The organism is Halorussus halobius (assembly GCF_004765805.1).
GTDB classification, from domain to species: domain Archaea; phylum Halobacteriota; class Halobacteria; order Halobacteriales; family Haladaptataceae; genus Halorussus; species Halorussus halobius.
The window spans coordinates 264,390-286,638 of record NZ_SBIU01000004.1 but is presented as its reverse complement, the minus strand read 5'-3'; the positions used below and the strand labels follow the sequence as shown (position 1 = coordinate 286,638).

General features: G+C 65.0%; 20 protein-coding genes, 1 tRNA gene and 2 CRISPR repeat arrays (1 of these 23 running past the window's edge). Of the genes, 7 read left to right on the top strand and 14 right to left on the bottom strand.

What is annotated here, in order from left to right; genetic code table 11:
• Positions 1-1,634: direct repeats of the CRISPR family, unit length 37 nt; unit sequence GTTTCAATGCCTTCGCGGCTTTTCTGGGTTCTGCGAC; it reaches 1,115 nt to the left of the window's first position.
• Between the two features lie 124 nt (positions 1,635-1,758).
• The 8 genes from cas2 to cas6 are packed head-to-tail and all read right to left on the bottom strand — an operon-like array spanning position 1,759 to position 10,399.
• Positions 1,759-2,031: a CRISPR-associated endonuclease Cas2 gene (cas2, locus tag EPL03_RS13245; RefSeq protein WP_135829812.1), complete on the bottom strand. Its 273-nt coding sequence runs from the start codon at positions 2,029-2,031 to the stop codon at positions 1,759-1,761.
• Between the two features lie 8 nt (positions 2,032-2,039).
• Positions 2,040-3,035, bottom strand: coding sequence for a CRISPR-associated endonuclease Cas1 (gene cas1 / locus EPL03_RS13240; protein WP_135829811.1), 996 nt, complete (start codon positions 3,033-3,035; stop codon positions 2,040-2,042).
• Positions 3,032-3,625, bottom strand: a complete 594-nt coding sequence (cas4, locus tag EPL03_RS13235; RefSeq protein WP_135829810.1) for a CRISPR-associated protein Cas4 — start codon at positions 3,623-3,625, stop codon at positions 3,032-3,034. The genes cas1 and cas4 overlap by 4 nt, the downstream gene beginning before the upstream one ends.
• A complete protein-coding gene (cas3, locus tag EPL03_RS13230; protein ID WP_135829809.1) occupies positions 3,622-5,514 on the bottom strand; it encodes a type I-D CRISPR-associated helicase Cas3' in 1,893 nt (630 codons plus the stop codon). The genes cas4 and cas3 overlap by 4 nt, the downstream gene beginning before the upstream one ends.
• Positions 5,514-6,215, bottom strand: a complete 702-nt coding sequence (locus tag EPL03_RS13225; protein ID WP_135829808.1) for a hypothetical protein — start codon at positions 6,213-6,215, stop codon at positions 5,514-5,516. Before EPL03_RS13225 ends, cas3 begins: the two co-directional genes overlap by 1 nt.
• Complete coding sequence (cas7d, locus tag EPL03_RS13220; RefSeq protein ID WP_135829807.1) at positions 6,208-7,158, bottom strand: type I-D CRISPR-associated protein Cas7/Csc2; 951 nt, start codon at positions 7,156-7,158, stop codon at positions 6,208-6,210. Before cas7d ends, EPL03_RS13225 begins: the two co-directional genes overlap by 8 nt.
• Entirely contained in the window at positions 7,155-9,566 is a 2,412-nt protein-coding gene (locus tag EPL03_RS13215; protein WP_168216261.1) for a hypothetical protein, read from the bottom strand. Before EPL03_RS13215 ends, cas7d begins: the two co-directional genes overlap by 4 nt.
• Positions 9,566-10,399 carry a CRISPR system precrRNA processing endoribonuclease RAMP protein Cas6 gene (cas6, locus tag EPL03_RS13210; protein ID WP_135829806.1) on the bottom strand — a complete coding sequence of 278 codons (834 nt, stop codon included), beginning with the start codon at positions 10,397-10,399 and terminating at the stop codon, positions 9,566-9,568. The genes EPL03_RS13215 and cas6 overlap by 1 nt, the downstream gene beginning before the upstream one ends.
• Before the next feature lie 181 nt (positions 10,400-10,580).
• On the opposite strand from cas6, the gene csa3 reads away from it, so the two are divergent.
• Positions 10,581-11,225 (top strand): CRISPR-associated CARF protein Csa3, encoded by a 645-nt coding sequence (gene csa3 / locus EPL03_RS13205; RefSeq protein ID WP_135829805.1) that lies wholly within the window; start codon positions 10,581-10,583, stop codon positions 11,223-11,225.
• A gap of 119 nt (positions 11,226-11,344) precedes the next feature.
• Positions 11,345-12,049: a CRISPR direct-repeat array (repeat unit 38 nt; unit sequence GTCGCAGAACCCAGAAAAGCCGAGAAGGCATTGAAACA).
• Between the two features lie 394 nt (positions 12,050-12,443).
• On the opposite strand, the gene EPL03_RS13200 is transcribed toward csa3, so the two are convergent.
• From EPL03_RS13200 to EPL03_RS13180, 5 genes are all read right to left on the bottom strand, one after another.
• Positions 12,444-12,516 (bottom strand) — tRNA-Arg (locus EPL03_RS13200).
• Between the two features lie 50 nt (positions 12,517-12,566).
• On the bottom strand, positions 12,567-13,997 hold the full coding sequence (locus EPL03_RS13195; protein WP_244605273.1) for an MATE family efflux transporter: 1,431 nt from the start codon (positions 13,995-13,997) through the stop codon (positions 12,567-12,569).
• Positions 13,998-14,068: 71 nt separating this feature from the next.
• A complete protein-coding gene (locus EPL03_RS13190) occupies positions 14,069-14,647 on the bottom strand; it encodes a 2Fe-2S iron-sulfur cluster-binding protein (RefSeq protein ID WP_135829804.1) in 579 nt (192 codons plus the stop codon).
• A gap of 93 nt (positions 14,648-14,740) precedes the next feature.
• Positions 14,741-15,841 (bottom strand): radical SAM protein, encoded by a 1,101-nt coding sequence (locus tag EPL03_RS13185; protein ID WP_135829803.1) that lies wholly within the window; start codon positions 15,839-15,841, stop codon positions 14,741-14,743.
• Positions 15,842-15,847: 6 nt separating this feature from the next.
• Positions 15,848-16,360 (bottom strand): halocyanin domain-containing protein, encoded by a 513-nt coding sequence (locus EPL03_RS13180; RefSeq protein WP_135829802.1) that lies wholly within the window; start codon positions 16,358-16,360, stop codon positions 15,848-15,850.
• Between the two features lie 181 nt (positions 16,361-16,541).
• On the opposite strand from EPL03_RS13180, the gene EPL03_RS13175 reads away from it, so the two are divergent.
• From EPL03_RS13175 to nirK, 5 genes are all read left to right on the top strand, one after another.
• Positions 16,542-16,757: a DUF2249 domain-containing protein gene (locus EPL03_RS13175; protein ID WP_135829801.1), complete on the top strand. Its 216-nt coding sequence runs from the start codon at positions 16,542-16,544 to the stop codon at positions 16,755-16,757.
• Positions 16,758-16,836: 79 nt separating this feature from the next.
• The gene (locus EPL03_RS13170; protein ID WP_135829800.1) at positions 16,837-17,217 is read left to right on the top strand and encodes a cupin domain-containing protein; all 381 of its coding nucleotides are present in this window, start codon (positions 16,837-16,839) and stop codon (positions 17,215-17,217) included.
• 72 nt (positions 17,218-17,289) lie between these two features.
• Positions 17,290-17,517: a DUF2249 domain-containing protein gene (locus tag EPL03_RS13165; protein WP_135829799.1), complete on the top strand. Its 228-nt coding sequence runs from the start codon at positions 17,290-17,292 to the stop codon at positions 17,515-17,517.
• Between the two features lie 22 nt (positions 17,518-17,539).
• Positions 17,540-17,851, top strand: a complete 312-nt coding sequence (locus tag EPL03_RS13160) for a cupin domain-containing protein (protein WP_135829798.1) — start codon at positions 17,540-17,542, stop codon at positions 17,849-17,851.
• Between the two features lie 445 nt (positions 17,852-18,296).
• Complete coding sequence (gene nirK / locus EPL03_RS13155) at positions 18,297-19,379, top strand: copper-containing nitrite reductase (RefSeq protein WP_135829797.1); 1,083 nt, start codon at positions 18,297-18,299, stop codon at positions 19,377-19,379.
• A 41-nt stretch (positions 19,380-19,420) separates the two neighbouring features.
• Here the strand turns inward: nirK and EPL03_RS13150 are convergent, their stop codons facing one another.
• The gene (locus tag EPL03_RS13150; RefSeq protein ID WP_135829796.1) at positions 19,421-20,296 is read right to left on the bottom strand and encodes an HVO_0234 family beta-propeller protein; all 876 of its coding nucleotides are present in this window, start codon (positions 20,294-20,296) and stop codon (positions 19,421-19,423) included.
• A 581-nt stretch (positions 20,297-20,877) separates the two neighbouring features.
• Here EPL03_RS13150 and glmM point away from each other — a divergent pair.
• Positions 20,878-22,242: a phosphoglucosamine mutase gene (gene glmM, locus EPL03_RS13145; RefSeq protein WP_135829795.1), complete on the top strand. Its 1,365-nt coding sequence runs from the start codon at positions 20,878-20,880 to the stop codon at positions 22,240-22,242.
• The last annotated feature ends 7 nt before the right edge of the window (positions 22,243-22,249 follow it).

Here is a 22,249-nt window from a genome sequence, read left to right as displayed (position 1 = left end):
TTCTGGGTTCTGCGACACGGCGACCGCTGCCAGCACTGCGAACGCTTCCAAGTTTCAATGCCTTCGCGGCTTTTCTGGGTTCTGCGACCGACGCATGGGTGAACGCGCTGAACTCTCTCGGCTAGTTTCAATGCCTTCGCGGCTTTTCTGGGTTCTGCGACAAACGGAATGGTAAGGCACAACAAGCTTAATCCATTAGTTTCAATGCCTTCGCGGCTTTTCTGGGTTCTGCGACCCAGCGCGGGCGTTCCGAGTTGGTCGAGGCCGAACCGTTTCAATGCCTTCGCGGCTTTTCTGGGTTCTGCGACGTACTCGGTTCCGTTCGTCTGGTCCCATACTCGGAGTTTCAATGCCTTCGCGGCTTTTCTGGGTTCTGCGACCGTCGTTCGGTCGGGGCTGGTAGTCGACGAACGCTCGGTTTCAATGCCTTCGCGGCTTTTCTGGGTTCTGCGACACTCGACGCAGTCGACGGAGGCCGAGCCTAATGCCGTTTCAATGCCTTCGCGGCTTTTCTGGGTTCTGCGACCCAGTCGCGTCGTTTTCTCGACGAGCGCCGATTCCTTGTTTCAATGCCTTCGCGGCTTTTCTGGGTTCTGCGACTTACAAGAGTTATTTCTTTTGTATCGGTAGTATTTCGTTTCAATGCCTTCGCGGCTTTTCTGGGTTCTGCGACCCGTCGCCGCCGCCGTTCCAGCCACCGTTCGGCAGGTGTTTCAATGCCTTCGCGGCTTTTCTGGGTTCTGCGACTAGAAGATAACGAAATCGATGAAGTTACCGATACTTTGTTTCAATGCCTTCGCGGCTTTTCTGGGTTCTGCGACCCACTCGAAATCAACGAGGACGCGGTCGTAACTATTGTTTCAATGCCTTCGCGGCTTTTCTGGGTTCTGCGACGCAGCTTTACCTTCTCACTCGACCCGACCGAGATAGCGTTTCAATGCCTTCGCGGCTTTTCTGGGTTCTGCGACGCTTCCTCCCTGCTGAGTGCTGGTCTCCTGCTGCTCGTTCTGCTGTTTCAATGCCTTCGCGGCTTTTCTGGGTTCTGCGACGTGGTTCTCACGATACCGACGGACAGCGACCTCCGTGTTTCAATGCCTTCGCGGCTTTTCTGGGTTCTGCGACCCCATGAAGGTTTGACTTGCAGTTTCACCAATTCCCCGTTTCAATGCCTTCGCGGCTTTTCTGGGTTCTGCGACGGATAATCCCCTTCCGCGCACGTAGGCGCACGTAGGGTTTCAATGCCTTCGCGGCTTTTCTGGGTTCTGCGACAACTTGGGGCTATAATTGTAGGCATTGGGAGTTACTTGTTTCAATGCCTTCGCGGCTTTTCTGGGTTCTGCGACCCGAAAGGGTATAGGAGTGAACACCAATGTAATAGTTTCAATGCCTTCGCGGCTTTTCTGGGTTCTGCGACACTCGTACTTGAGGTCCGTAATGTCCGCCGAGTTGAAGAGTTTCAATGCCTTCGCGGCTTTTCTGGGTTCTGCGACGCGGCAAGGCCTCGGAGGTGGGTCGATGACGTCCTGTTTCAATGCCTTCGCGGCTTTTCTGGGTTCTGCGACGTCCGAGGTGTCAGGAACCTCGAACCCTTCAAGCTGTTTCAATGCCTTCGCGGCTTTTCTGGGTTCTGCGACAGGGGGTGATATTTCGCCCAGCGCTCCAATAAAGCTTTCTCACGGCCCCAAATCCACGCCGCGGTTCGTGGACCGGGGCCGTACAGACAATTTAAAAAGGTCGATGAAGTCGGGGTCGGGAGCCTCAGATCACGGTCGCGGAGTCGTCGGTCTCGGCGTTCCCGATGTCGGTCACGTCGTCCAGACACGATTCGCAGAGTCGATACACCCGAATCCGGTCGCCGTCCGTCGGTTCGATGTGGGATTCGAGCGCGTCCTCCAGCTCCACGCGCTGGGAGTCGGTCACCTCGACCTCAAACACGCTGAACTGCTTCCACGCCCCGTACCGTTGCAGGGTGCGGTACACCTGCCGGCGGTTCGCGTCGTCGCTGACGTCGTAGGCTACGAGCAGTCGCATGTGTGTCGTCACCGGGACATGGTCAGCGCGTGGTACTCGTCCAACTCGCCCGTAATGGCCTTCCGCAACAGGATTGCCTGTTGACGAATCGCCTTCCGTCGGGTCACGCTGTACTCGAAGTACGGGTGCGTGAACTCCTCGCACATGTAGTCGTCGAACTTGCCCAGATACGTCTTGAACGCGTCGTCGTTCAGTCGATTGTCCGCGTTGAAGTCCTCGTGGGTAATCGTCCCGCGATTCACGAGGCGGGTGACGAACGCGTCGCAGAATATCGGTCGGAACTCCTCCTGGAGGTCGAGCGCCAGCGACGGGCGTCCGTGCCGGTCGGCGTGCAACACCCCGAGAAACGGGTCGAGGTTGTACTGGCGGAGCGCGCTCAGCACCTCGTTTTTCGCCATGACGTACGTCAGCGAGAGCAGCGAGTTGACGTGGTCCTCGGGCGGTCGCTTCGTCCGCTGCTCGAACGTCCAGCCGTCGGTCAGCGTCTCGTCGAGTCGGTCGAAGTACCGCTCGGCGGCCTCGCCCTCGGTCCCGCGCAGGTCGTCCTTGGTGGTCGCGTTCCCGGCGCGCACGCCGAGGTCCTTCAGCACGTCCGTCCCGTGGACGCCCTTCCGCCCGAGGAGCGTCCGGCCGTTCCGGATTTTGGCCGCGATCATGGCCTTTGCGATTGCGAGCTCCGCGTCCGCCCCGAGCGCGTACTGGGCCCGCCGGACCTCCGCGATGGTGTTGCGCTCCGGGACGAAGCTCCCGCGATACCGGCCGTTCTGGGTGAAGTAGTTCAGCACGATGCCGTGTTCGTTCGCCTCGGCGACGAACGGCGTACTGAAGTTGACGCCGCCGAACACGTTGATGGTGTCGAGCTGCTCGGTCGGATACGTCGCCAGCTCGCCCTCGTCGCCGTCGACGTCCCAGACGACGATTCGCCCGCCGTCGGTCCGCACCTGGGTCCCCTGCGTGGTCACGTACACGACCGAATCGTCGAACACGCCCTCGGAAGCCTTCATCCGTGGCCCTCCCAGCCGGTTCCGTGGGCTCTGTCGGGTTCGAGGAGCGCGGTCTCTTCTGGCATGCAGTACTCGCGGGCCGAGCAGGCCTCGCACTTCTTTGGATTGTCCGTGAGTGGTGGGATTTCGTCGACGGTCATCGAGCGCATCGCTTCGACCTGTTCCTCGACTGCGTTTCTGTGTTCTTCCGTGATTGGAACGTGCATGCGTTGATCAGTCTGGTAGAGATAGATGGCCCCTTCGCGGACCTGTTCGTCGAGATGCTCCTCGAGAAGCATACAGTAGCCCGCGAGTTGGAGTTCGTCACTTCTGTAGTAGTCACCGCTCTCGGCACGCTTCCGTTCGACCGGGACGGTTCGTGCTCCGTCGAGGTCGAGTACGTCGATCTTCCCTTTCAGTCCGAGCTGTTCGGACTCCAGATAGAGTTCGTTCAGCCAGTCCCCGCGCGTCGACTGGTTTTCGTGCGTGGTCTTCCCCTCGACGCGCTCGTAGTTCCGCCCCTGCGTGTCGTAGAAGTGCAGATACCAGTATCGACGCGAACAGTACGCGTACTGATTCAGGTCGGAGACGTTGACGAGTTCCCCGGTCATACCTGTCGCCGATGAGCCTCGACTGTCGGTGGGCCGTTCCCGTCGTCTTCGACCTCGATTTCGTACGTCGCCGTGGTGAGGCGTTCGGGAATGATGGCATCCGTGATCCGGACGATGTCGAAGAACCGGTGTAAGAGGTCCGTATTGACGTCGAAGTCGTCGTTATGGCTTACTCGGTCGATGCGTCGGTGGATCTTCTCCTGTAGCGTCTCCTCGATCTCCGACGTTGGCTCGTCGTATTTCGTCGGTTCGGTTTCGTATGCTGGCAGTCGAGCAGTCACAACTGAAAGCGAGTCGCCGTCGTTCGGTTCGACTACGAGCACGTCGTCGTCCGTTACGTGATCGATGTCGTACCCCCGAAGCGTCCGCACGAGATCGTAGGTCGTCAGCCCGAGGCGGTCGCCACGCGGATACTCGATCTGTGCCGAGAGGGACCGACCGCGGAGCCCACGGAAAACCTCGAAACAGTGCTCCGTAAATTCTAGGAGCTTGGCCTCCGGGTCCCGTTGCTTGTACTTTCCACCCAAGCCACCCACTGCTTCCAGTTCGCTCCGCACGTCCTCGAGGAAGTGCTTCCATCGGCCGTAATGTTCGACATTCGTTGCGAGGTCGGCGTAGATCTCGGGGTTGAACCCGCCGTAATCGTCCTCACGGACAGCGATTCCGTACGCGCCCCGAAATCCGACGAGATCTGCGAGCGCGTCCTGTGCCATCCGCTCGTCCTGCAGTCCCTCGTACACCTGCCCGGCGAAGGTCGGGAAGTCGACGTCCTCGCCCCACGGCCCTCGTCCGAGACCGTAAACGTGGACCGTCGCTTTGGATTCCCTACCAGCTCGACCGAACCGCTGGAGGAACGCGCTCGCTCGCGTTGGATTCTCCATGATGAGCGTGGTCACGTCGTAGTCCAGACCGACCTCTCCCTTGCTCGTCGTGTTCAGGACGTAGAACTCCTCGCCGTCTAAATCGACTCTTTCGTCGTCGGTGTCGAACCCGTTGTCCTTCTCCACGTGCTCGAAAACGTCCGGATACTCCCTCGCGACGAAGTCGTGGAAGTCGTTACTGTCCTTCGCACTGTTGAACACTATGACGATCTGCGGTTCGTCGTAGTCGGACACTGCTCGGAGTTCGTCTTCGAGTAGCTCAACGACAGCTTCACGCTCTTCGATAATGCGATTCGTCTCGTGTCGGAGTACCTCGACTCGCTGGCGGAACTGATCGCCGTCGTCGACGTGTTCGGCTTCGATGTCGCGCACCTCGAGTTGCAGTTGCGTTCGGACGAACCCCACGAAATCCTCGTTCGGGGTCGCCGAGGCGAGTAGGATGTTCGGATTCGAACGCCGCTCCGCGATTATCTTGGTCTGGAGTAGAAGTCCACTGGCCGCAAGTGATCCGTAGAAGTGGAACTCGTCGTAGACGACGGCGTCGAACCAGTCGAAGAACCGCATCGCGCGGCCGCCACGATACATGTCCTGAATCGTCGCTTGGAGGATGTCGGGGTTCGTCAGAATGACGTCGTGGTCGTTCGCGTAGGGGTCGACGAAACCGAGCAGGTTCTCGGTCCGCACGTGGCCGTGCCCCTCGAGCGTCGCACCGTTTAGAACCGTCGCATCGATGCCTGCCTCCGTGAACCGTTCGCGTTGCTGTCGAAGCAGTGCGTTGGTGGGATAGACAAGAAGCGTGAGTTCGTGCGCGTCGATGAGTTCGTGGAAGGTCGCCGTCTTTCCTGCACCCGTGGGAGCACGGACTGTTGCAACGGGAGCATCCCCCTCGTGAATCCATTCGACGACGTCGTTTTGGAACGCGCGTGCCTCCTCGAAGTCGTGATCGGCGAGTCCGTATTTCGGTGGTTCGGTCGCCAAACACGATCCGTCGATGTGGAACTGCTGCATCAGAGAACCTCCGGAATCACGCGTTCGCGGACGAACTCCGGGTCCGCTCCGACGAAGTGCTGGAGTCGCGGATCGTTTCCACGCTGAAACGACGTACTCCGTGCCAGCAACTCGGTCAGGATGTCCTCGCCGACGTCGTACACGTCGGCGAGCAGATACTTGTTCAGAACGAGCGTATCCCGTTCGCGTTCCCGCGCACGGAACTCGCCGGTCTGCTTGACACCCATTCTGAAGAACGGCTGGTCGGGAATCGGCTGCTCGCTCCAGACCGTGAACTCGAACGTCGAACCGGGAGCGATACCGACGTAGTTGCGAATCGTCTGGTAGGCTGCCCCGGAGTCCTCCAGAATCGAGGGGACGGACTTGCCCCCCGTAACCTGCCGCGCGAGGTCGGTGTCGTTGGTCGTGAAGCTCCGCTCGGAGCGATAATCGGTGCTTCGGAAGGTTCGCTCGTCAGTTTCGACCGCAACCGGTCGCATGTCCGAGACGAAAAACGACGCATCCGTCAGGTGCGTGTAATCGGGGGTGGTTGCGTCCTCACCCAGCTCGGCGTACCGTTTTTCCATCTCGAAGTACCGATAGCCGAGTGCGTGCATGAGCGCGGTCGCGGACAGCGTCGGCTGCGTCCGAATCGCACGCCCCTCGGAACTGGAGTAGAAGAGGGGCGCGTACAGCGTGGCCTCGAACGTCTGCTCAATCATCGGTCAAGCCGAAACTGTCGCGCGCTTCCGCCATCAGTCGCGTGAACTCCTCCCGTAGAATTTCGTCGGCGTCGTCGACTTCGCGAGCGGCGACGGCGCGTAGCGCTTCGAACCATTCCGGGACGTCCTCGGCAGCGTCGAACGTCCCGTACACGTCCCAGTCCTCGCGACGAACTGCCTCGACGTACTCATTGAGACTTTCCTCGAGGTTATCGTCTTCCCCGTGGTACTCCATCAGTAGCTCTCCAGTCGAGAGGGAGGTGTCGTGGTCCCCGAGGATGATCCCCAGCACGTCGTTACGAACGTTACGACCGGTTCGCGTCTCACGCGCCCCGTACTTCCCGGTGTTCAGGACGTTGTGGAGCGTGTACAGCAACATCGGTCCGGTCGCCGCTTCCAGCGTGATGAAGTGAACGAGGTCGTTTCCGGGCTGGACCTTCACGAAGTCGAACAGCGCCTGTGACTGCTCGCGTTCGTCGTCCTGCATCGTCCCGGTCTCGTAGACGGCGTTCCGGGTTTCCTTGTTCATCAAGTCGTACTCCTCGGTCGTGTAGGTGTAGCCCTCTACGACCCGGGACTTGATCGCGAAGTCTTGGTCGCCAGTTCCAGCCAGTCCGTACGTGAGCGTACCGACGTTTAGCGATTCGTCCAAGTCGTCGGGCTCGTTGTACGTGTACTCGCCGTGGATGAGAGACCCGTCTTCGTCGAGCCGTCTGAGCAGGTCGAGGCCGGTGAGGCGTTCCTTGCTCGTGAATTTCTCCCCGTTCACCTGCGCGTGGAGTTTCTCGCCGAACTCCTGCGTTTCGGCGCGGTCGTGATTCGAGTTCCGGAACAGCGTCGGCTCTGTAATATCTCGCTTCACGACGAGCGTGACGGTCGGCTTCCTGGTTCGATAGATGCTGTGCGATTCGACGAGTCCTTTGTCGGGGTAGTCGAGTGTCATTGTCGGTCCTGAAGTGCTTGGTCGTATGCGTAGTAGTACGAGTTCACGAGCGCGTCTTCCCAGTCGGAGAGCTTCTTCAAGGTGAGGAGGTCGTTCTCGTCGAGATACGCTCGAATGGCCTCGACGAACGCTTCGGCTTCCCCGACCTCCACGTATCCGGCGTAGTCCTCGCGGTCGGCAGCGGCGTACACCTGACTCTCCACGTACTCGACGAGTTCGTCGTCGTCCATGCGTTGGTTCATCCCGCTGAGGAACGCGTCCAGCGCCTCGCGGAACACTTTCGTCTTCTTGTACTTGCTGTCGTACTGCTGGCCGAACAGGTCGATTCCCCGCTCGGCGACGGTTTTCATGTCCATGAGTGCATCTTCGTGGTAGTTCTCGAAGTACTCCCGGAGGTCCGGAAGTCGAGTAGCGTTGTCGTGGTTGACGACTGCAAAGTCGGCGATACTGTGGAACGTATCGCGGTCGAGGTGGATGTACGGATTGGACAGGTTCGCGTCCTGTCCGACCATGCTCATGATTTTGAACAGCTGGAGCGCGCGACGGAGATGCGAGTCAGTACGCTCGCCCGTCACGAAGTCGGGGAGCGGACCGAATCGCTCCGCCTCGTCCAGCCCGAGAAGTTCTTGCGGTCGGGTGGCCTCCTCGTCCGCGAAGACGGCGTCCGCGCTCTCGAAGCGCGTGAACGGCCGTCCCACGACCACCTTCATCCCGGCGTCTTGGGCAGCCTGCATCACCTGCCGGATAACCGCCATCCGATGGTTCTCGTTCCGTACGTAGACCGGCTGGAGGTAGTACTGCGGTCCGACGAGACTCGTCGTTAGTTCGGTGTCGTCCAGTTCGTCCGCATCGCCCTGTACGACGTTCCCGGCCCGGCGACTGCGCACGCGGACGTCGCCGAGGAAGTCGTCGAAGTAGAAGTACGCGACTTCGAGCGCGTTGTTCGTGCTCACGTCGCTTCGCTCGCAGATGTCGGCGAGCAGTGCGTACTCCAGATTACAGACCTCACAGATGGATTTGTACTTCGCGTGCGGTGGCACTCGACGGGAGTACTCTTGGGTTCGATAGATTCCGCTGAGTCCTTTCTGATACTTCGTCCCCGTCTCCGCGCCACAGAGGAAGCACATCTCCTCTTTCCCCCCGAGTTCGGGAGTGGCCCGTCCCTCGAAAAACCGTTCGCTGACAGTTGTGAGCGCGTCGCTGTCGGGCTCGAGGTCGTCGTGGAGTTGCGGACGAACCTTTTGTGCGAACGACTCGAGGAAGTCGGCGTACTTTTCGTGGTGTTCGGCGAGATGCGCGACGAAGTGGAGTTTGACCTTCTGGACGCCCTGCTCGTCTTCGATTCGGTCGTACGCGGCTTGCACGTCGGGGTCGTCGAACTCCGAACGACCGTCGACGTAGATTGCTTTCGCCAGTATGGGGAAGTACTGGTCGAACGCCTCGGGGATGTACTCGAACGGTTCGACGCCAGCCGATCCACGTTCAAGGAGATCGCGAAACTCCTCGGCGATGATCTCCTCCTTCGTATCGACGTCCATCTCGACCTCCGCGAGAATGTCGTAGTCGAAGGAGTTCCAGTTGAGTTTGCACGAGAACGAGAACTCCGGCCCGCCGATTTTCTCGGGTAGACGAGCTTCAACGTCGTCTCGAAGGGCTGCCCTGTCAGTAGCATCTCCGAGGTAGAGAATCGAGTCCGGTGAGCTTCCGACTATTACCCCACACGCCTCGCGGTCTGTCTCACCAGCGATAATCTCTTTCGTCGTCCCCAGAAGCAGGTCGTTCAGGACCGGCTGTTCGAGTTCCGTGAACTCGACGAGATGGACGTCCGCCTCACCGAAGTGCGTCGTAAGTTTGTCGTACACGCCGTCGATGCCGTCTCGAAGCGCGACGGAGGCCGCTTGATCGCCGATACGGCAGTAGCGCTCCAACCCCCGGAACTCCGTATCGATACCGCGAGTCTCGCGGCTATCCTCGCGCGTCTCGGTGCGTTGCACCAGATAGTGGAGATCCTCACGGTAACCGTCGCCGAGGAATTCCTCGACGCCGAAGTCGTCACCGCTCCTTTCGTCCGGGTCGAAGTAATACTCGAACGCTTCGGCGGTGTTTCCGTCGGCATCGAACCCGTACGCCTCTCGGACGTACTTGTTCGTGTCGTGTAACGCGAGTGCGGCCGCGAGGACCTTGATGTCCTCCTCGTAGTCGACGACGTCTTCATCGCGGCCGACCGCGTTGAACACGAACGCGTTGACGCCGACGGTCACGGCGTTCAGCACGTGTGCTGCGAGCGAGCAGTTGGCCGACGAGTCGACTTTCGCGTCGTACTCGCCCGCCGCATCGATGATGTTCTCGTACAGGTCTGTGTCCTTTACGAGCCATTCGTGAGCTTTGCGAGCAGCGTCTGGGTTCATTATTTAGTCACCTCCACAGCCACGTTCCCACATCCCCGAGCCACGGCACTCCCGACGCCGCTGTACTCGCCGAACAGCGCGAGCGCGGTCACCGCGTTCCGAACGCTCTCGCTCGCACCCTTGAAGCTGTACGCGCAGTCGCCGGTGAACCCCTGCCGGAAGATGGGCTTGCTGTTGCCGTCGTCGCCGGTCACGCGGTTCACCAGCACGCTGTGGGTTCCGAACGAGCGCGCGTCGGGCTTCTCCACGACGTGGGCCAGCAGGTCGTCGTCGCCCAGCGCGAACTCCAACTCGTCGGGCGCAGTGCGATTCCACTTGCCGAGCAGCGAGCCGAAGACGGCCCGCCTGTGGGGGACCATCGTCGTCACGTCGCCGGCCTCTTCGATACAGGTCGGCGTGCGAAACGCCACCTCGACGGTCGGGTCCTCGTAGTCGTTCGCGCGCGAGACGAGGTCGGCGTGGTCGGCGTTCTCGCTCTCGAACCGCTCGACGCGGAGCGTCCCGTTCGTCAACTCCAGTTCGTCGCCTTCCAGCACGAGCGCGCTGACGAGTGCCTGAAACACCGCCTCGTCGTCCGAATCGACGACGCCCAGCGACAGTTCGTACGTGCGGTCGCTCCGGACGCGCTTGTGGTAGTCGCGGTCGCTCCCGCCGAACGCGCCGAGCAGGCCGCTGCAGTGGAGGCTCCCCAGCGGGGAGTCGTGAACGCGCTCGCTGACGCTCCCGTCCACGTCGTCGAGCGCGGCCAGCAGTGCGCTGTAGACGCTGTAGCCGTCCGATATCGGGACCGGAAACGACGACTCGGGCCGGACGGTGAGAGTGATGCGTCGCATCTTATCGGGGCGAACGATGGTCGTGCATTCGTTGTCGCGCTCTCCGTCCGCTCGTTCGCAGGCTGATATGATAAACCCGGTGACTGATTGGATCGACGGCGCAACATTCGCATTCGGGAGCGTCGATTGCGTCGCAGTGCAACGGTAGTATTATTCCGGGGTACGCGCTATCTCGAATTGGATGCGAACGTACGTCTCGACGCTCGGGTACCACGAAACCAGGGTCACGCGACCGATTCTCAAGCGCGGAATCGACGGGGGCGACGAGGTCGTGGTCGTCCGGCCGGCGACCAACGACGACGACGAGCGCGCGGCGGAGGCGCTGGCCGACGTCGAGCGCCTCCTGAGCGGGATCGAACCCGACGTCTCGCTGGCGGCCGAAGGCGTTCCCCACGACGACTTCGGCGACGCGGTGCTGGCGTGTAGTGACCTCCTCCGGGCGGCCGACGGGACGGTCGTGGTCAACTTCGGCGGCGGTGCCCGGGAGGTGTTCCTCGCGCTCGCGACGGCGACGCTCGCGCACCTCGACCGGGTCGACGAGACGCTGTTCTTCCGGGACACCGACCACTCGGTCCGCAAGTGGGAGCTGCCGAACCTCGCCGCGAATCCACCGGACGAGACGACGAAGACGTTGCGGACGCTCGCGAACGTCGAGGGCCCGGTGTCGATATCGGAGCTGGCCCGCGACAGCGACGTCGCCACGAGTACTGTCGGTCGACACGTCTCGAAGCTCGCGGACGCCGGAGCCGTCAGAACCACGAACGCGGGCAAATCCAAGCAGGTCGAACTCACGCTGACGGGGCGACTCCTGCTTCGAACCGCGTGACCAGCACGGTCTTCGTGGACCTTTTTAAATTCCCTGTACGGCGCCGGTCCACGAACGCGGCCGTCGCGTAGACGACAGCAGAAACATTTATTGGGGCTGTGGCCGGATTTTCACCCCCTGTCGCAGAACCCAGAAAAGCCGAGAAGGCATTGAAACTCGATGAGACCGGTGGTCAGACCGAGGTCGCGGAACGGTCGCAGAACCCAGAAAAGCCGAGAAGGCATTGAAACACCGACACTGTAGTCGACGCCCTCGCCGACCGGGGGGTCGCGTCGCAGAACCCAGAAAAGCCGAGAAGGCATTGAAACAGGTCGACGGCGTCATCGAGGTCTATGAGTTTCGAAGTCGCAGAACCCAGAAAAGCCGAGAAGGCATTGAAACAAGTCGTTCCGCGACTTTTCCTCGCCGTAGTGCATCGGTCGCAGAACCCAGAAAAGCCGAGAAGGCATTGAAACATTGACGAGAACCGGCCGACGCTCCAGCCCGAGACCGTCGCAGAACCCAGAAAAGCCGAGAAGGCATTGAAACAGGTCCGACGAGAGCGAAAGGCCGCCGTGCGCGCCTGGTCGCAGAACCCAGAAAAGCCGAGAAGGCATTGAAACCGTTCCGCCCACGAATTCGTCTTCCATCGGGTCGAAGTCGCAGAACCCAGAAAAGCCGAGAAGGCATTGAAACGCGGTCGTCGACGACACGCCCGAGCACGTTGTTGAAGTCGCAGAACCCAGAAAAGCCGAGAAGGCATTGAAACTGGGTAGCCGGGTCGGCGTCATCAAGGGGGTTCTGTAAGTCGCAGAACCCAGAAAAGCCGCGAAGGCATTGAAACAGGTCGAGTCCGAGTTCGACACGAGCCGCTTCCAGAGTCGCAGAACCAGAAAAGCCGCGAAGGCAGTGGACGGATGGGATTCGAGTCCGGAACAGTCCGTCCTTCACTCCGGCCGGTCGCTCACTGCGCGGACTGCGTCTAACAGGCGCTCAAATCCATTTGCGTCGAGATTCGCCGCTCGCGGATTTGGCGAGCAGATGAACTGCTCGCCGTAGTGGTCGCAGGAGAAAGCGGGCGGCATGGGATTTGAACCGGAGCCAGACGGTCCTGCTCGTTCGCTCCGCTCACTACGCGGGCTGCGACTGGCAGGCGTTCAAATCCATTTGCGTCGTTGTTTGTCACTCGCGTCTGTTGCGAGCGCACGAGGCGCTCGTAGGGTACTCGTGACAAAAGAGCGGGCGGCATGGGATTTGAACCCATGACCTCTTGGTCCGGAACCAAGCGTTCCGTCCGCTGAACTAGCCGCCCTCACCCGAGCCTACTCCCCTCGCGGGTTTAACCGTTTTGAAAACCGCAACTCAGTCCTCGGCTACCGTCGGCTCGGAGCCGACCGACGAGCGTGCGCCGTCGACGACCGCTTCCTTCCACGTGCCCCGGGTGAACCACGCGGCGGCCGCGAGCGCGCCGACGACGTGGCCGGCCGCGACCCCGATCCAGACGCCCGTCGGGCCCAGCGACGTCCCCAGCCCGAGGTACGCGACCACCGGCACGCGGACGAACCAGAGCGCGAGCATCGAAAACGCTAGCGCGGTCTTGGTGTTGCCCGCACCCCGGTACGCACCCACGAGGACGTGGAACACGCCGATGAACGCGAACTCCACCGTCCGAATCCGGAGGTACTCCACGGAGTAGGCGATGGTCCGGGCGGCGTCCTCGGTGCCCGTGGCCATGAACACCGAGACGACCGGTTCGGGGAACGTCGCGGCCAGCACGCCCAGCGCGACCATCACGCTCGCGCCGACGGCGGCCGCGAGCTTCACCGCGCGCTCGGCCCGGTCGGGCTTGCCCGCGCCAAGGTTCTGGCCGACAATCGTGTTGGTCGCCCTGCCGAACCCGACCGCCGGCAGGAACACCAGCGAGATGAGCCGGTTGCCCAGCCCGTACGCCGCGATGACCGCGGGCTCGAACGTCACGATGACCACCGTGAGCACCACCATCGCCAGCGCGCCAGCCGACTCCTCCAGCGCCGCCGGAACCCCGAGGGTGACGATGTCGCGGACGTGGCTCGCGTCGGGCACGAGGTCGCCGACCCCGACCGACGGACCGAGGCCGGTCCCGAACAGGACGGCCACGCCGACGACGCCGCCGACGGTCCGGGCCACGACGGTCGCCACCGCGGCCCCTTCGATGCCCATCGGGTCGAACGGCCCCATCCCGAACACGAGGATGGGGTCGAGGACGACGTTGAGCGCGACGCTGAGTATCATCACTCGCATCGGCGTCCTTGGGTCGCCGTACCCTCGGAGCAGGGCCGAGAACGCCATGAACGCGAACATGAACGGCAGCCCGAGGACGAACAGCTCCATGTACTGCTGGGCCAGCGGGACCACCGCCTCGGCGGTCGCGGGGTTGCTCGGGTACAGCGACAGCATCGGCCCCGCGCCGTAGTGGCCGACGACGCTCAGGACCGCGCCGGCCGCGACCACCACGCCGAGCGTCTGGCCGGCGACCGTCCCGGCCGACCCCTCGCTGTCCGCGCCCACGTACTGGGCGACCAGCGTGCTGCCCGCGACGTTGAATCCGGTCCCGAACGCGATGAGGAAGAAGATGATGGGAAACGCGAGGCTGATCGCCCCGACCGCGTCGGCCGAGTGGCGGCCCAGCCAGAACGCGTCGGCGACGTTGTAGGTCACCTGTAGCAACTGGGTGACGACGATGGGCCACGCGAGGTGGAACAGCGGGCGGGCCAGCCCACCCTCCGTGATGTCGTCGGCCGAGGTGGTCGTCACTGTCCGGACGGTGTTCACCTTAGGATTTCAATGCTTCGGGTTGAAATTTCGCTTCGGCGAGAAGAAATCAGTCAGGGCGTCTCGTTCGTTTCGAGCGAGAAGTCGGCGGTGGGGTGTGCGGTGCAGGTCAGGACGTAGCCCTTCTCGACCTCGTCCTCGCCGAGCGTCTCGTTGTTGCTGTGGCGCACGTACTCGGTGGCGTCGCCGTCGGTTATCTTGCCGCCACAGGAGAGACACTGGCCCTGCCGGCACGCGTAGGGCAGGTCCCAGTCCTCGTCCTCGCCGGCTTCGAGCAGCGTCTCGTTGTTGGCGACCTCGATGGTCTCGCCCTCGTTGACGTACTCGACGTCGTAGTATTCGACCTCGTCGTCCGGGATGGACGCCGGGTCGAAGCCGGTCTCCTCCTCGTCTTCCTCGCCCGCGAGTTCGCCCTCGGCCCCGCCGCCGACCGCGACCGCGCCGCCACCGCCGCCGATAGAGCGGTTCATCGGCTCGGGGAAGTCGGTCTCCGGCACGGTCTCGGCCCGACGTTCGAGCACCTCCTGGGAGATGTCGTCGGGCGCGCGCCACTCGGTGCCCTTCGAGACGTGGAGGGCGACCGCGATGAACACGAGCGTCAGCCCGAGTCCCAGACCCAGTACGTCTACCATGCTTGGGGGTACGGAAGGGTGGTTTAACAGCATTGTGATTGCCGTCGGGGCCTTCGACGGTCGCTCGCCGGGGAGCGACCCGGCCTCGGCGACTCAGTCACCGGCCGACTCCTCGCCCCACGGGAGCGGCCCGTCGTACTTCTCGGGGACGAACGAGCACAGCGGGTCGCTCCCGAGCGGGTCGCCGGTGGCCGCGTAGGCTCTCGACCGACTGCCGCCACACATCGTCCGGTAGGGGCACGCGCCGCACTTGCCGTTCAGGCGGTCGGGGTCCCGGAGCGACTCGAACAGCGCCGAGTTCCGATAGAGCTCGACCACGCTCTCCTCGCGCACGTTCCCGGCCGACTCGGGCAGGAATCCCGAGGGGTACACGTCGCCGACGTGGCTCACGAACGCGAAGCCGTCGCCCGCCGTGATGCCCATCTGGCGGCCCGGCGGCTCGTCGGCCCGCTGGACCGCGACCCGCCGGTAGTGGGGCGCTTCCGTGGTCTTCACGCCGAAGGGCCACTCGTCGCTCCGGTCGACGAGCCACTCCATCACGCGCTCGGCCCGGTGGGGCGAGAGGGGGTCGAGCGCCGCGCCCCGCCCGACGGGCACGAGGAAGAACACGCTCCACAGCACCGCGCCGAGGTCGGCCACGAGGTCGGCGATCTCGGGCAGGTCGGGCACGGTCCGTCGACAGACGGTGGTGTTGACCTGGAGCGGGACGCCCTCGTCGCGGGCGGCCTGCGCGGCCCGCATCGTGTCGGCGAAGCTGCCGGCCTCGCCCCGGAAGGCGTCGTGGCGCTCGGCGGTCGCCCCGTCGAGGCTGAGCGCCATGCGCCGGAGGCCGGCGTCCGCGAGGTCGGCCACCGCGTCGGGGGTCAGCGAGGTGGTCCCGCTCGGCGTCATGGTGACGTTCAGCCCGAGGTCGGTGCCGTACTCCACGAGGTGGACGGCGTCGTCGCGCTTGAGCGGGTCGCCGCCCGAGAACACGACCAGTTGGCCTTCGCCGAACTCCCGGACGTCCTCGAGCAGGCGCTCGGCCGCCGCCGTCGTGAGCTCGTCCGGATGCCGGTCGGGCTGGGCGTCGGCCCGGCAGTGCTCGCAGGTCAACTCGCAGGCCTGCGTGAGCTCCCAGATCAGCACCAGCGGTCGCTCGTCGGTGTCGACCTGCCGGGGCGGGCCGGCCGAACGACGCGGTGAACTCGCCATGGCGACCTACTCCACGACTATCGCGCCCTTCATCCCCATCGCCTCGTGGGGGACGCAGACGTACTCGTACGTGCCGGTCTCCTCGAACGTGTGCTCGAACGTGAACCCCTCCTCCTGGGTCTGCTCGCTCTCGAACGAGCCGTCCTCGGCTACGACGTTGTGGAGGCTACCCTGTCCGGTCCACTCCCAGACCACGGTCGTCCCGGTCGAGACCGACACCGCGGCCGGGGAGAACGCGTAGTTGCCGCCGTTGCCCTGCGCGCCGACGTCGACCGTGACCTCGTCGGAGCCGGTCTCGTCGACCACGCCGTCGAAGTTGTCGACGTCGTCGAACCAGCCGCCGAAGTCGGTCGAGTCCCCGCCCGAGTCGCCGTTCGACTCGTCGCCCGAGCCGTCGCCGTTCGATTCGTCGTCGCCGCCCGAGCCGCCGCTGCTCGAACAGCCCGCGAGCGCCACGCTCGCCGCGCCCACAGCCATCGCCTTCAGTGCCGTCCGCCGGGTGAGAGTTTCGTCGGTCATCGTCGTTCTCGGCTTCGGGGCGTTCATAAATGGCGCTGTCTTCGATTCCCGGGCGGTGAAAACGGGGTCCGAACCTGTTCGGCCGGCCGAACGACGCCCCGGTGCGAGCGGCGCGTGCCGGTCCCACCCCGCGAACACGTTCGGCAGAATCGACAGGCGAGTCGGTCCCGGACGTACGAACGTGACCACTCGCGAACTCGACGCCCGCGAGGTAGACGGCGGACCGTTCGACCAGATCGTGGACGCGCTGGGCGACCTCGGGGACGACGACACGCTGGTCCTCGTCAACAGCTTCGAGCCCGAACCGCTGTACGCGGTGCTCGACGACCGGGGGTTCGACCACGACGCCGAGCAGGTGGCCGACGACGAGTGGCGGGTCGAGATCGAACCGCGGTGACGCCCAGGCCCGGTGACCGGCGTGGTGGGCGAACACGTTCGGGGAACCGGCGACGGACGCGCCGCCCGTCGTCTCCCACATGGTCGCGACAGACTTCGACGACGAGCGCGAGTACGACGACGAGCGATTCTCGGCCCAGTCGACCTTCCGGAGCGACCGGATGAAGGTGGTACTGGGCTACTTCGAGCCCGGCCAGTTCATCCCGGTCCACGCGCCCGACAGCGACGTCGCCATCACGGTCCGGCGGGGCTCGGGCGTCGTCCGCGACGGCGACGACGAACGCGCGGTCGAACCCGACGACGTGGTGGTCGTCCCGGCGGGCGACGAGCGCGGCGTGAAGGCCGGCGACGAGCGACTCGAAGCCACGCTCGTAACCGCGCCGCCCCCGACCGACGCGGAACACGACCCCGTGCGCGAGGGGCTGAAGAAAGGGGAATTCGACCCGCGCGCGGACGATTGAACGGCCAACCGACAGGATGCCGAACATCTTCGGGACGAATCCGAAGGCCGACCGACGGCTATCCTCGTGTGCATGCCAACCCTAGACGTCCGCGAGATTCCGCCGCCGGAGCGCCACCCGAAGATACACGACACCTTCGCGGAGATGGACAGCGGCGAGGTGCTGGAGATAGTCAACGACCACGAGCCGAAGCCGCTGTTCTACGAGATGCAGGCCGAGGTCGAGTCGTTCGACGCCGACGCGTACGAGGTCGAGCGCGAGGGCGACCAGACGTTCGTCGCGCGATTCCCCAAGAAATGACTTCGAGAAACTCCCCCCAGCGATGACGGTCGAGACCGCCGCGCTCGACGAGTTGACCGTGACGCCCCGCGAGGTGGCGTTCCCCGGGTCGGAGCCCAAGACGGTCCGACTCGCGCTCGAGGCGGGCGAGGAGGTGCCGGCCCATCGACACCCCGAGCGCGAAATCGTGGTGTATCTGGTCTCGGGCCGCCTCGACGTGCGCGTCGACGGCGAGTCGAACGTCCTCGAACCGGGCGACCTGCTCCGGTTCGACGGCCGAGACGAGGTGTCGCCGAAGGCGGAGGCCGACAGCACCGCGCTGCTGGTGTTGGCCCCCCGGTCGGACGGGGAGTGAGTCGAGGCGGAGCGACGCAGCGACGTCTCGTCCCGCGGTACCGTGCGGTCCCAGTGCGGGCTGGCGGTCGCGATTGCTGTCGGGGGTGCGGTACGCCCCGGACCGCCCTGCATCGCAACTTCCCTGCACCCGACCAGCACCGCGCTCCGCCGCGCTGTGGCGCTTCGCTCGTGCGCGCGCGACACGTCCAGTCTGCGCATCGAGCCCGCTGTGGCATCGAGCGTGCTCCGTGGTCTGTGGCATCGAGCTCGTGCGGTCGCCGGCGTCGGTCGCCCCGCTTTCGACGCCGCTGCCGAGCGCACCCGACCACGTTCGCCTCGCCGCCCGTCCGTTCTCGCGGATTGAGAATGCCGCGAACACGTTCGTAAGCCTTCCTACCGCCCGAGAATCGTATTCTCGGTTGAAGGTGGGTGAGGGTCTACCTGTAACCGTGAGGTGACCACCAATGCCCCGAACGAACCGACGGACGGTCCTGCAAGGTATCGGCGTGGGCGGCGCGGCGGCGCTGGCCGGGTGCTCGTCCCAGTCCGCCCCCCAAGCGACCAGCGAGACGGCCCGCAAGACGACCGAGCAAGCCATGAACCAGAGCAAAGAGATCACGGCCGACCGCGTGGCCGCCGACCCGACCGACGTGCCCGACCCCATCGACCGCGACGAGCCGCGGGAGGTCGACGTGACGCTCCGCGCCGAGGAGGTCACGGCCGAGGTCGAGGACGGCGTGACGTTCAACTACATGACGTTCAACGGGCGGGTCCCCGGGCCGATGGTCCGGGTCCGGCGGGGCGACACCGTGAACCTGACCTTCGAGAACCCCGACGGGAACGACCTGCCCCACAACGTCGACTTCCACGCCTGTTACGGTCCGGGCGGCGGCGCGGAGGCGACGACCGTCGCGCCGGGCAACACCGAGCAGTTGTCGTTCAAGGCGACCTACCCCGGCGCGTTCATCTACCACTGTGCGGTCCCGAACATGGACATGCACATCTCGGCGGGGATGTTCGGCACCATCGTCGTCGAGCCCGAGGAGGGCCTGCCCGAGGTCGACCACGAGTTCTACCTCGGCCAGCACGAACTCTACACCGACAAGCGCGCGGGCGAGACGGGCCACCACCAGTTCGACATGAAGGCGATGCCCCGCGAGGAGCCCAGCTACGTCGTGATGAACGGCGAGAAGTACGCGCTCACCCCCGACGGGTACGGTCCGATGACCGTCGAGACGGGCGACACCGCACGGGTGTACTTCGTCACCGGCGGCCCGAACCTCACCAGCAGCTTCCACCCCATCGGGAACGTGTGGAAGGAACTCTACCCGAGGGGGTCGTTCGAATCGGCCACCCAGAAGCACGTCGAGACCACGCCGGTCGCGCCCGGCACCACGACCGTCGCCACGATGGAGTTCCCGGTTCCGGGCGCGGTCAAGCTGGTCGACCACGCGCTCAGCCGGGTCGCCCGGAAGGGCTGTATGGCGGTCATCGCCGCCGAGGGCGAGGAGGACCCCGAGATATTCGACCCCGAACCCGACGCGTGATTCCGGCGACGACAGCCCCCGCCGGGGCACGCCACTCCCGATTACGGCGCGGCGACCGCCCGGACCCCGCGCAGGCCGAGCCGCCGGTAGTTCCAGCCGTCGCCGACCGACAGCAGCAGGGTTCCGTCGTCCGTGACCGCGTACGCACAGCCCGACTCGCCGTGGTCGAGCGCGACGACCTCGCCAGCCACGGGTAGCTCTACCTCGCGCCAGTTACCGTCCGTCGATTTTCCGTCGCCCCCGAACAGCCGACCGTCCGCGCGCGCGGCGTGCGGTCCGGTGCCGGTCGCCTCATCGGCGGCTCGCCCGGCGCTGACCGCCCGGAAATCGCCCGAAAGCTCGTCCAGCCAGCCGTTGCCGAGTCGGTACACGCCGCCGCCGGTCGCGGCCAGCGGCGCGCCCCCGGCCGCCACGTCGTGGGCGTCGTCGAGACCGACGTGCCGGAGGTCGTCGCCGGCCGCGCGGTGGACGCCCGATTCGGCCGCGACGAACTCGCCCTCGACCGCGCGCACGTCGTCGAGGTCGCCGAGGCGGGTCCACTGCTCGCCGTCGCCGCGCAGGACCGCGCCGTCCTCGCGGGCCACGACCAACTCGTCGCCGGCGTCGCCCACCGCCACGGTGGGACCGACCTCCAGCGCCTCGAACGACGCGCTCTCGGCTCCGGCGACTCCGTCGCTGTCTCCGGCACCGTCGTCGCCCCCTGCGGTCGCGACCAGCACGTCCTCGTCGGTGGCGACCGCGATTCGTCCGTCTCGCCCGGCGACGTCGCGGGCCGAACACTGCCGGGCGAGGCCGAACTCGCCCACGAGGTCGTCGGAGGTGTTCGCGCGAGCGACGCCGAACTCGCCGACCACGTACACCGGGGTCGGTCCCTCTCTGGCGTCGTACACCCGCTTCTCGTCGATGCTGATGCCCATGCTTCGACGTGGGTGGTAGAGCGTGGAAAGCGTTCTGGATGGCGCGCTGTCGTGCGAGGGGCAGGGTGCGGTCGCGGCGCGGGTGTGGTCGCGGTGCGGGTGCGGTTCGAGTGTGGTCGCGGTGCGGTCTCTCATAGGTCTCGGTAGAAGCTAGCTCGTACGCGGTCCAGTGCTGGAAGTGACCACAATCACGAAGCTAGCTATTGCCGAGGCCTAGGGGAAACCGCGCCGCGACCGCGCCGCATCCGACCGCCACCGCACCGCGACCACGCCACATCCGCGCCGCAGCCGACCGCCACCGCACCGCGACCACGCCACATCCGCGCCGCGACCGCGCCCCGTACCTCCGCGTCGCGCTCGCGCAGAACTGCGCGAGCGCGGCGCGTCCGGGGGGCGGACGAGTCGAGCGATTGGGTGGATACGGAGTTGCCCGTCGCCGAGGAACCGCCCGCATTCGCGTCGGCGGACTGCGAACGTTCCACGGCATCACGTGCGAAAACAAGTAGGAAATCCGACGAAAGCGCCGTCGCTCCCGGTCGCGCTCCGGAATACCTTTTGCCCGTGGGTCACGACGCTCGGACATGAAGGTCTTCGGGTCGAGCGGCACTCGCGGGGTCGCCAACGAGGGGCTGACCCCCGAGTTCGTACTCACGGTAGCCAAGGCGGCCGGGACGGTGTGGCGGGCCGAGCGGGTCGCGCTCGCCCGCGACACTCGCGCCACGGGGGAGATGCTGGCCGACGCCGCCGCGAGCGGGCTCGCCAGCGTCGGCACCGACGTCGACCGGCTCGGTATCGTCCCTACGCCCGGCGCGCAGACGTACGCCGAGCGCGAGGGCGTCCCGGCGATGATGATAACCGCCTCGCACAACCCGCCCGAGTACAACGGCGTCAAGCTGATCGGTGCCGACGGCGTGGAACTGACCGTCGACGCGCTCGAACGCATCGAACAGCAGTTCCTCGCCGAGAGGTTCGACGTCGCCGAGTGGGGCGCGACCGGCCGGAGCAGGTCCGTCGAGGGCGTTCGCCGGCGGTACGTCGAGGAGCTTCTCGACGCGGTCGACCGCGAGCGCATCGCCGACGCCGACCTCACCGTGGCGCTCGACCCCGGCCACGGCGCGGGGTCGCTCACCAGCCCGGAGTTCTTCCGGAAACTCGGCTGCCGGGTCGTCACCGCCAACAGCCAGCCCGACGGCCACTTCCCCGGCCGCGAACCCGAACCCGTCCCCGAGAACCTCGGCGACCTCGGCCGACTCGTCGAGGCCACCGACGCGGACGTGGGCATCGCTCACGACGGCGACGCGGACCGGGCCATCTTCTACGACGAGACCGGCGCGTACGTCGAGGGCGACGCCACGCTCGCCGCGCTCGCGGCGGCCGAACTCGACCCCGGCGACGCGGTGGTCTCGGCGGTCAACGTCTCCCAGCGGCTGGTGGACGTGGCCGACGAGCGGGGGGCGTCGCTGGAACTCACGCCCATCGGCTCGACCAACCTCATCACCCGCATCCGAGAACTCCGGGCGGAGGGCGAGTCGGTCCCGGTCGCGGGCGAGGGCAACGGTGGCATCTTCTTCCCCGAGTACCTGCTGGCCCGCGACGGGGCGTACACCGCCGCGCGCTTCCTCGAACTGCTGGCCGACCGGCCCGCGAGCGAGGTGGTCGCGCCCTACGACGGGTATCACAACGTCCGCATCAACGTCGCGTACGACGGCGACGCCGAGCGCGACGCGCTGCTGGCGGCGGCCGAAGGCGAGGCCGAGCGGTCCGAGGCCGACACCACGACGCTGGACGGCTACCGCATCGACTACGGCGACGCGTGGGTGCTGGCCCGACCCAGCGGCACCGAGCCGATAGTCCGCATCTACGCCGAGGCCCGCGAGGGGGCCCGGGCCGAGGAACTCGCGACCGAGATGGAAGGGCAGTTGCGGGCGGCGAAAGACGAGGTTTGAGACGCTT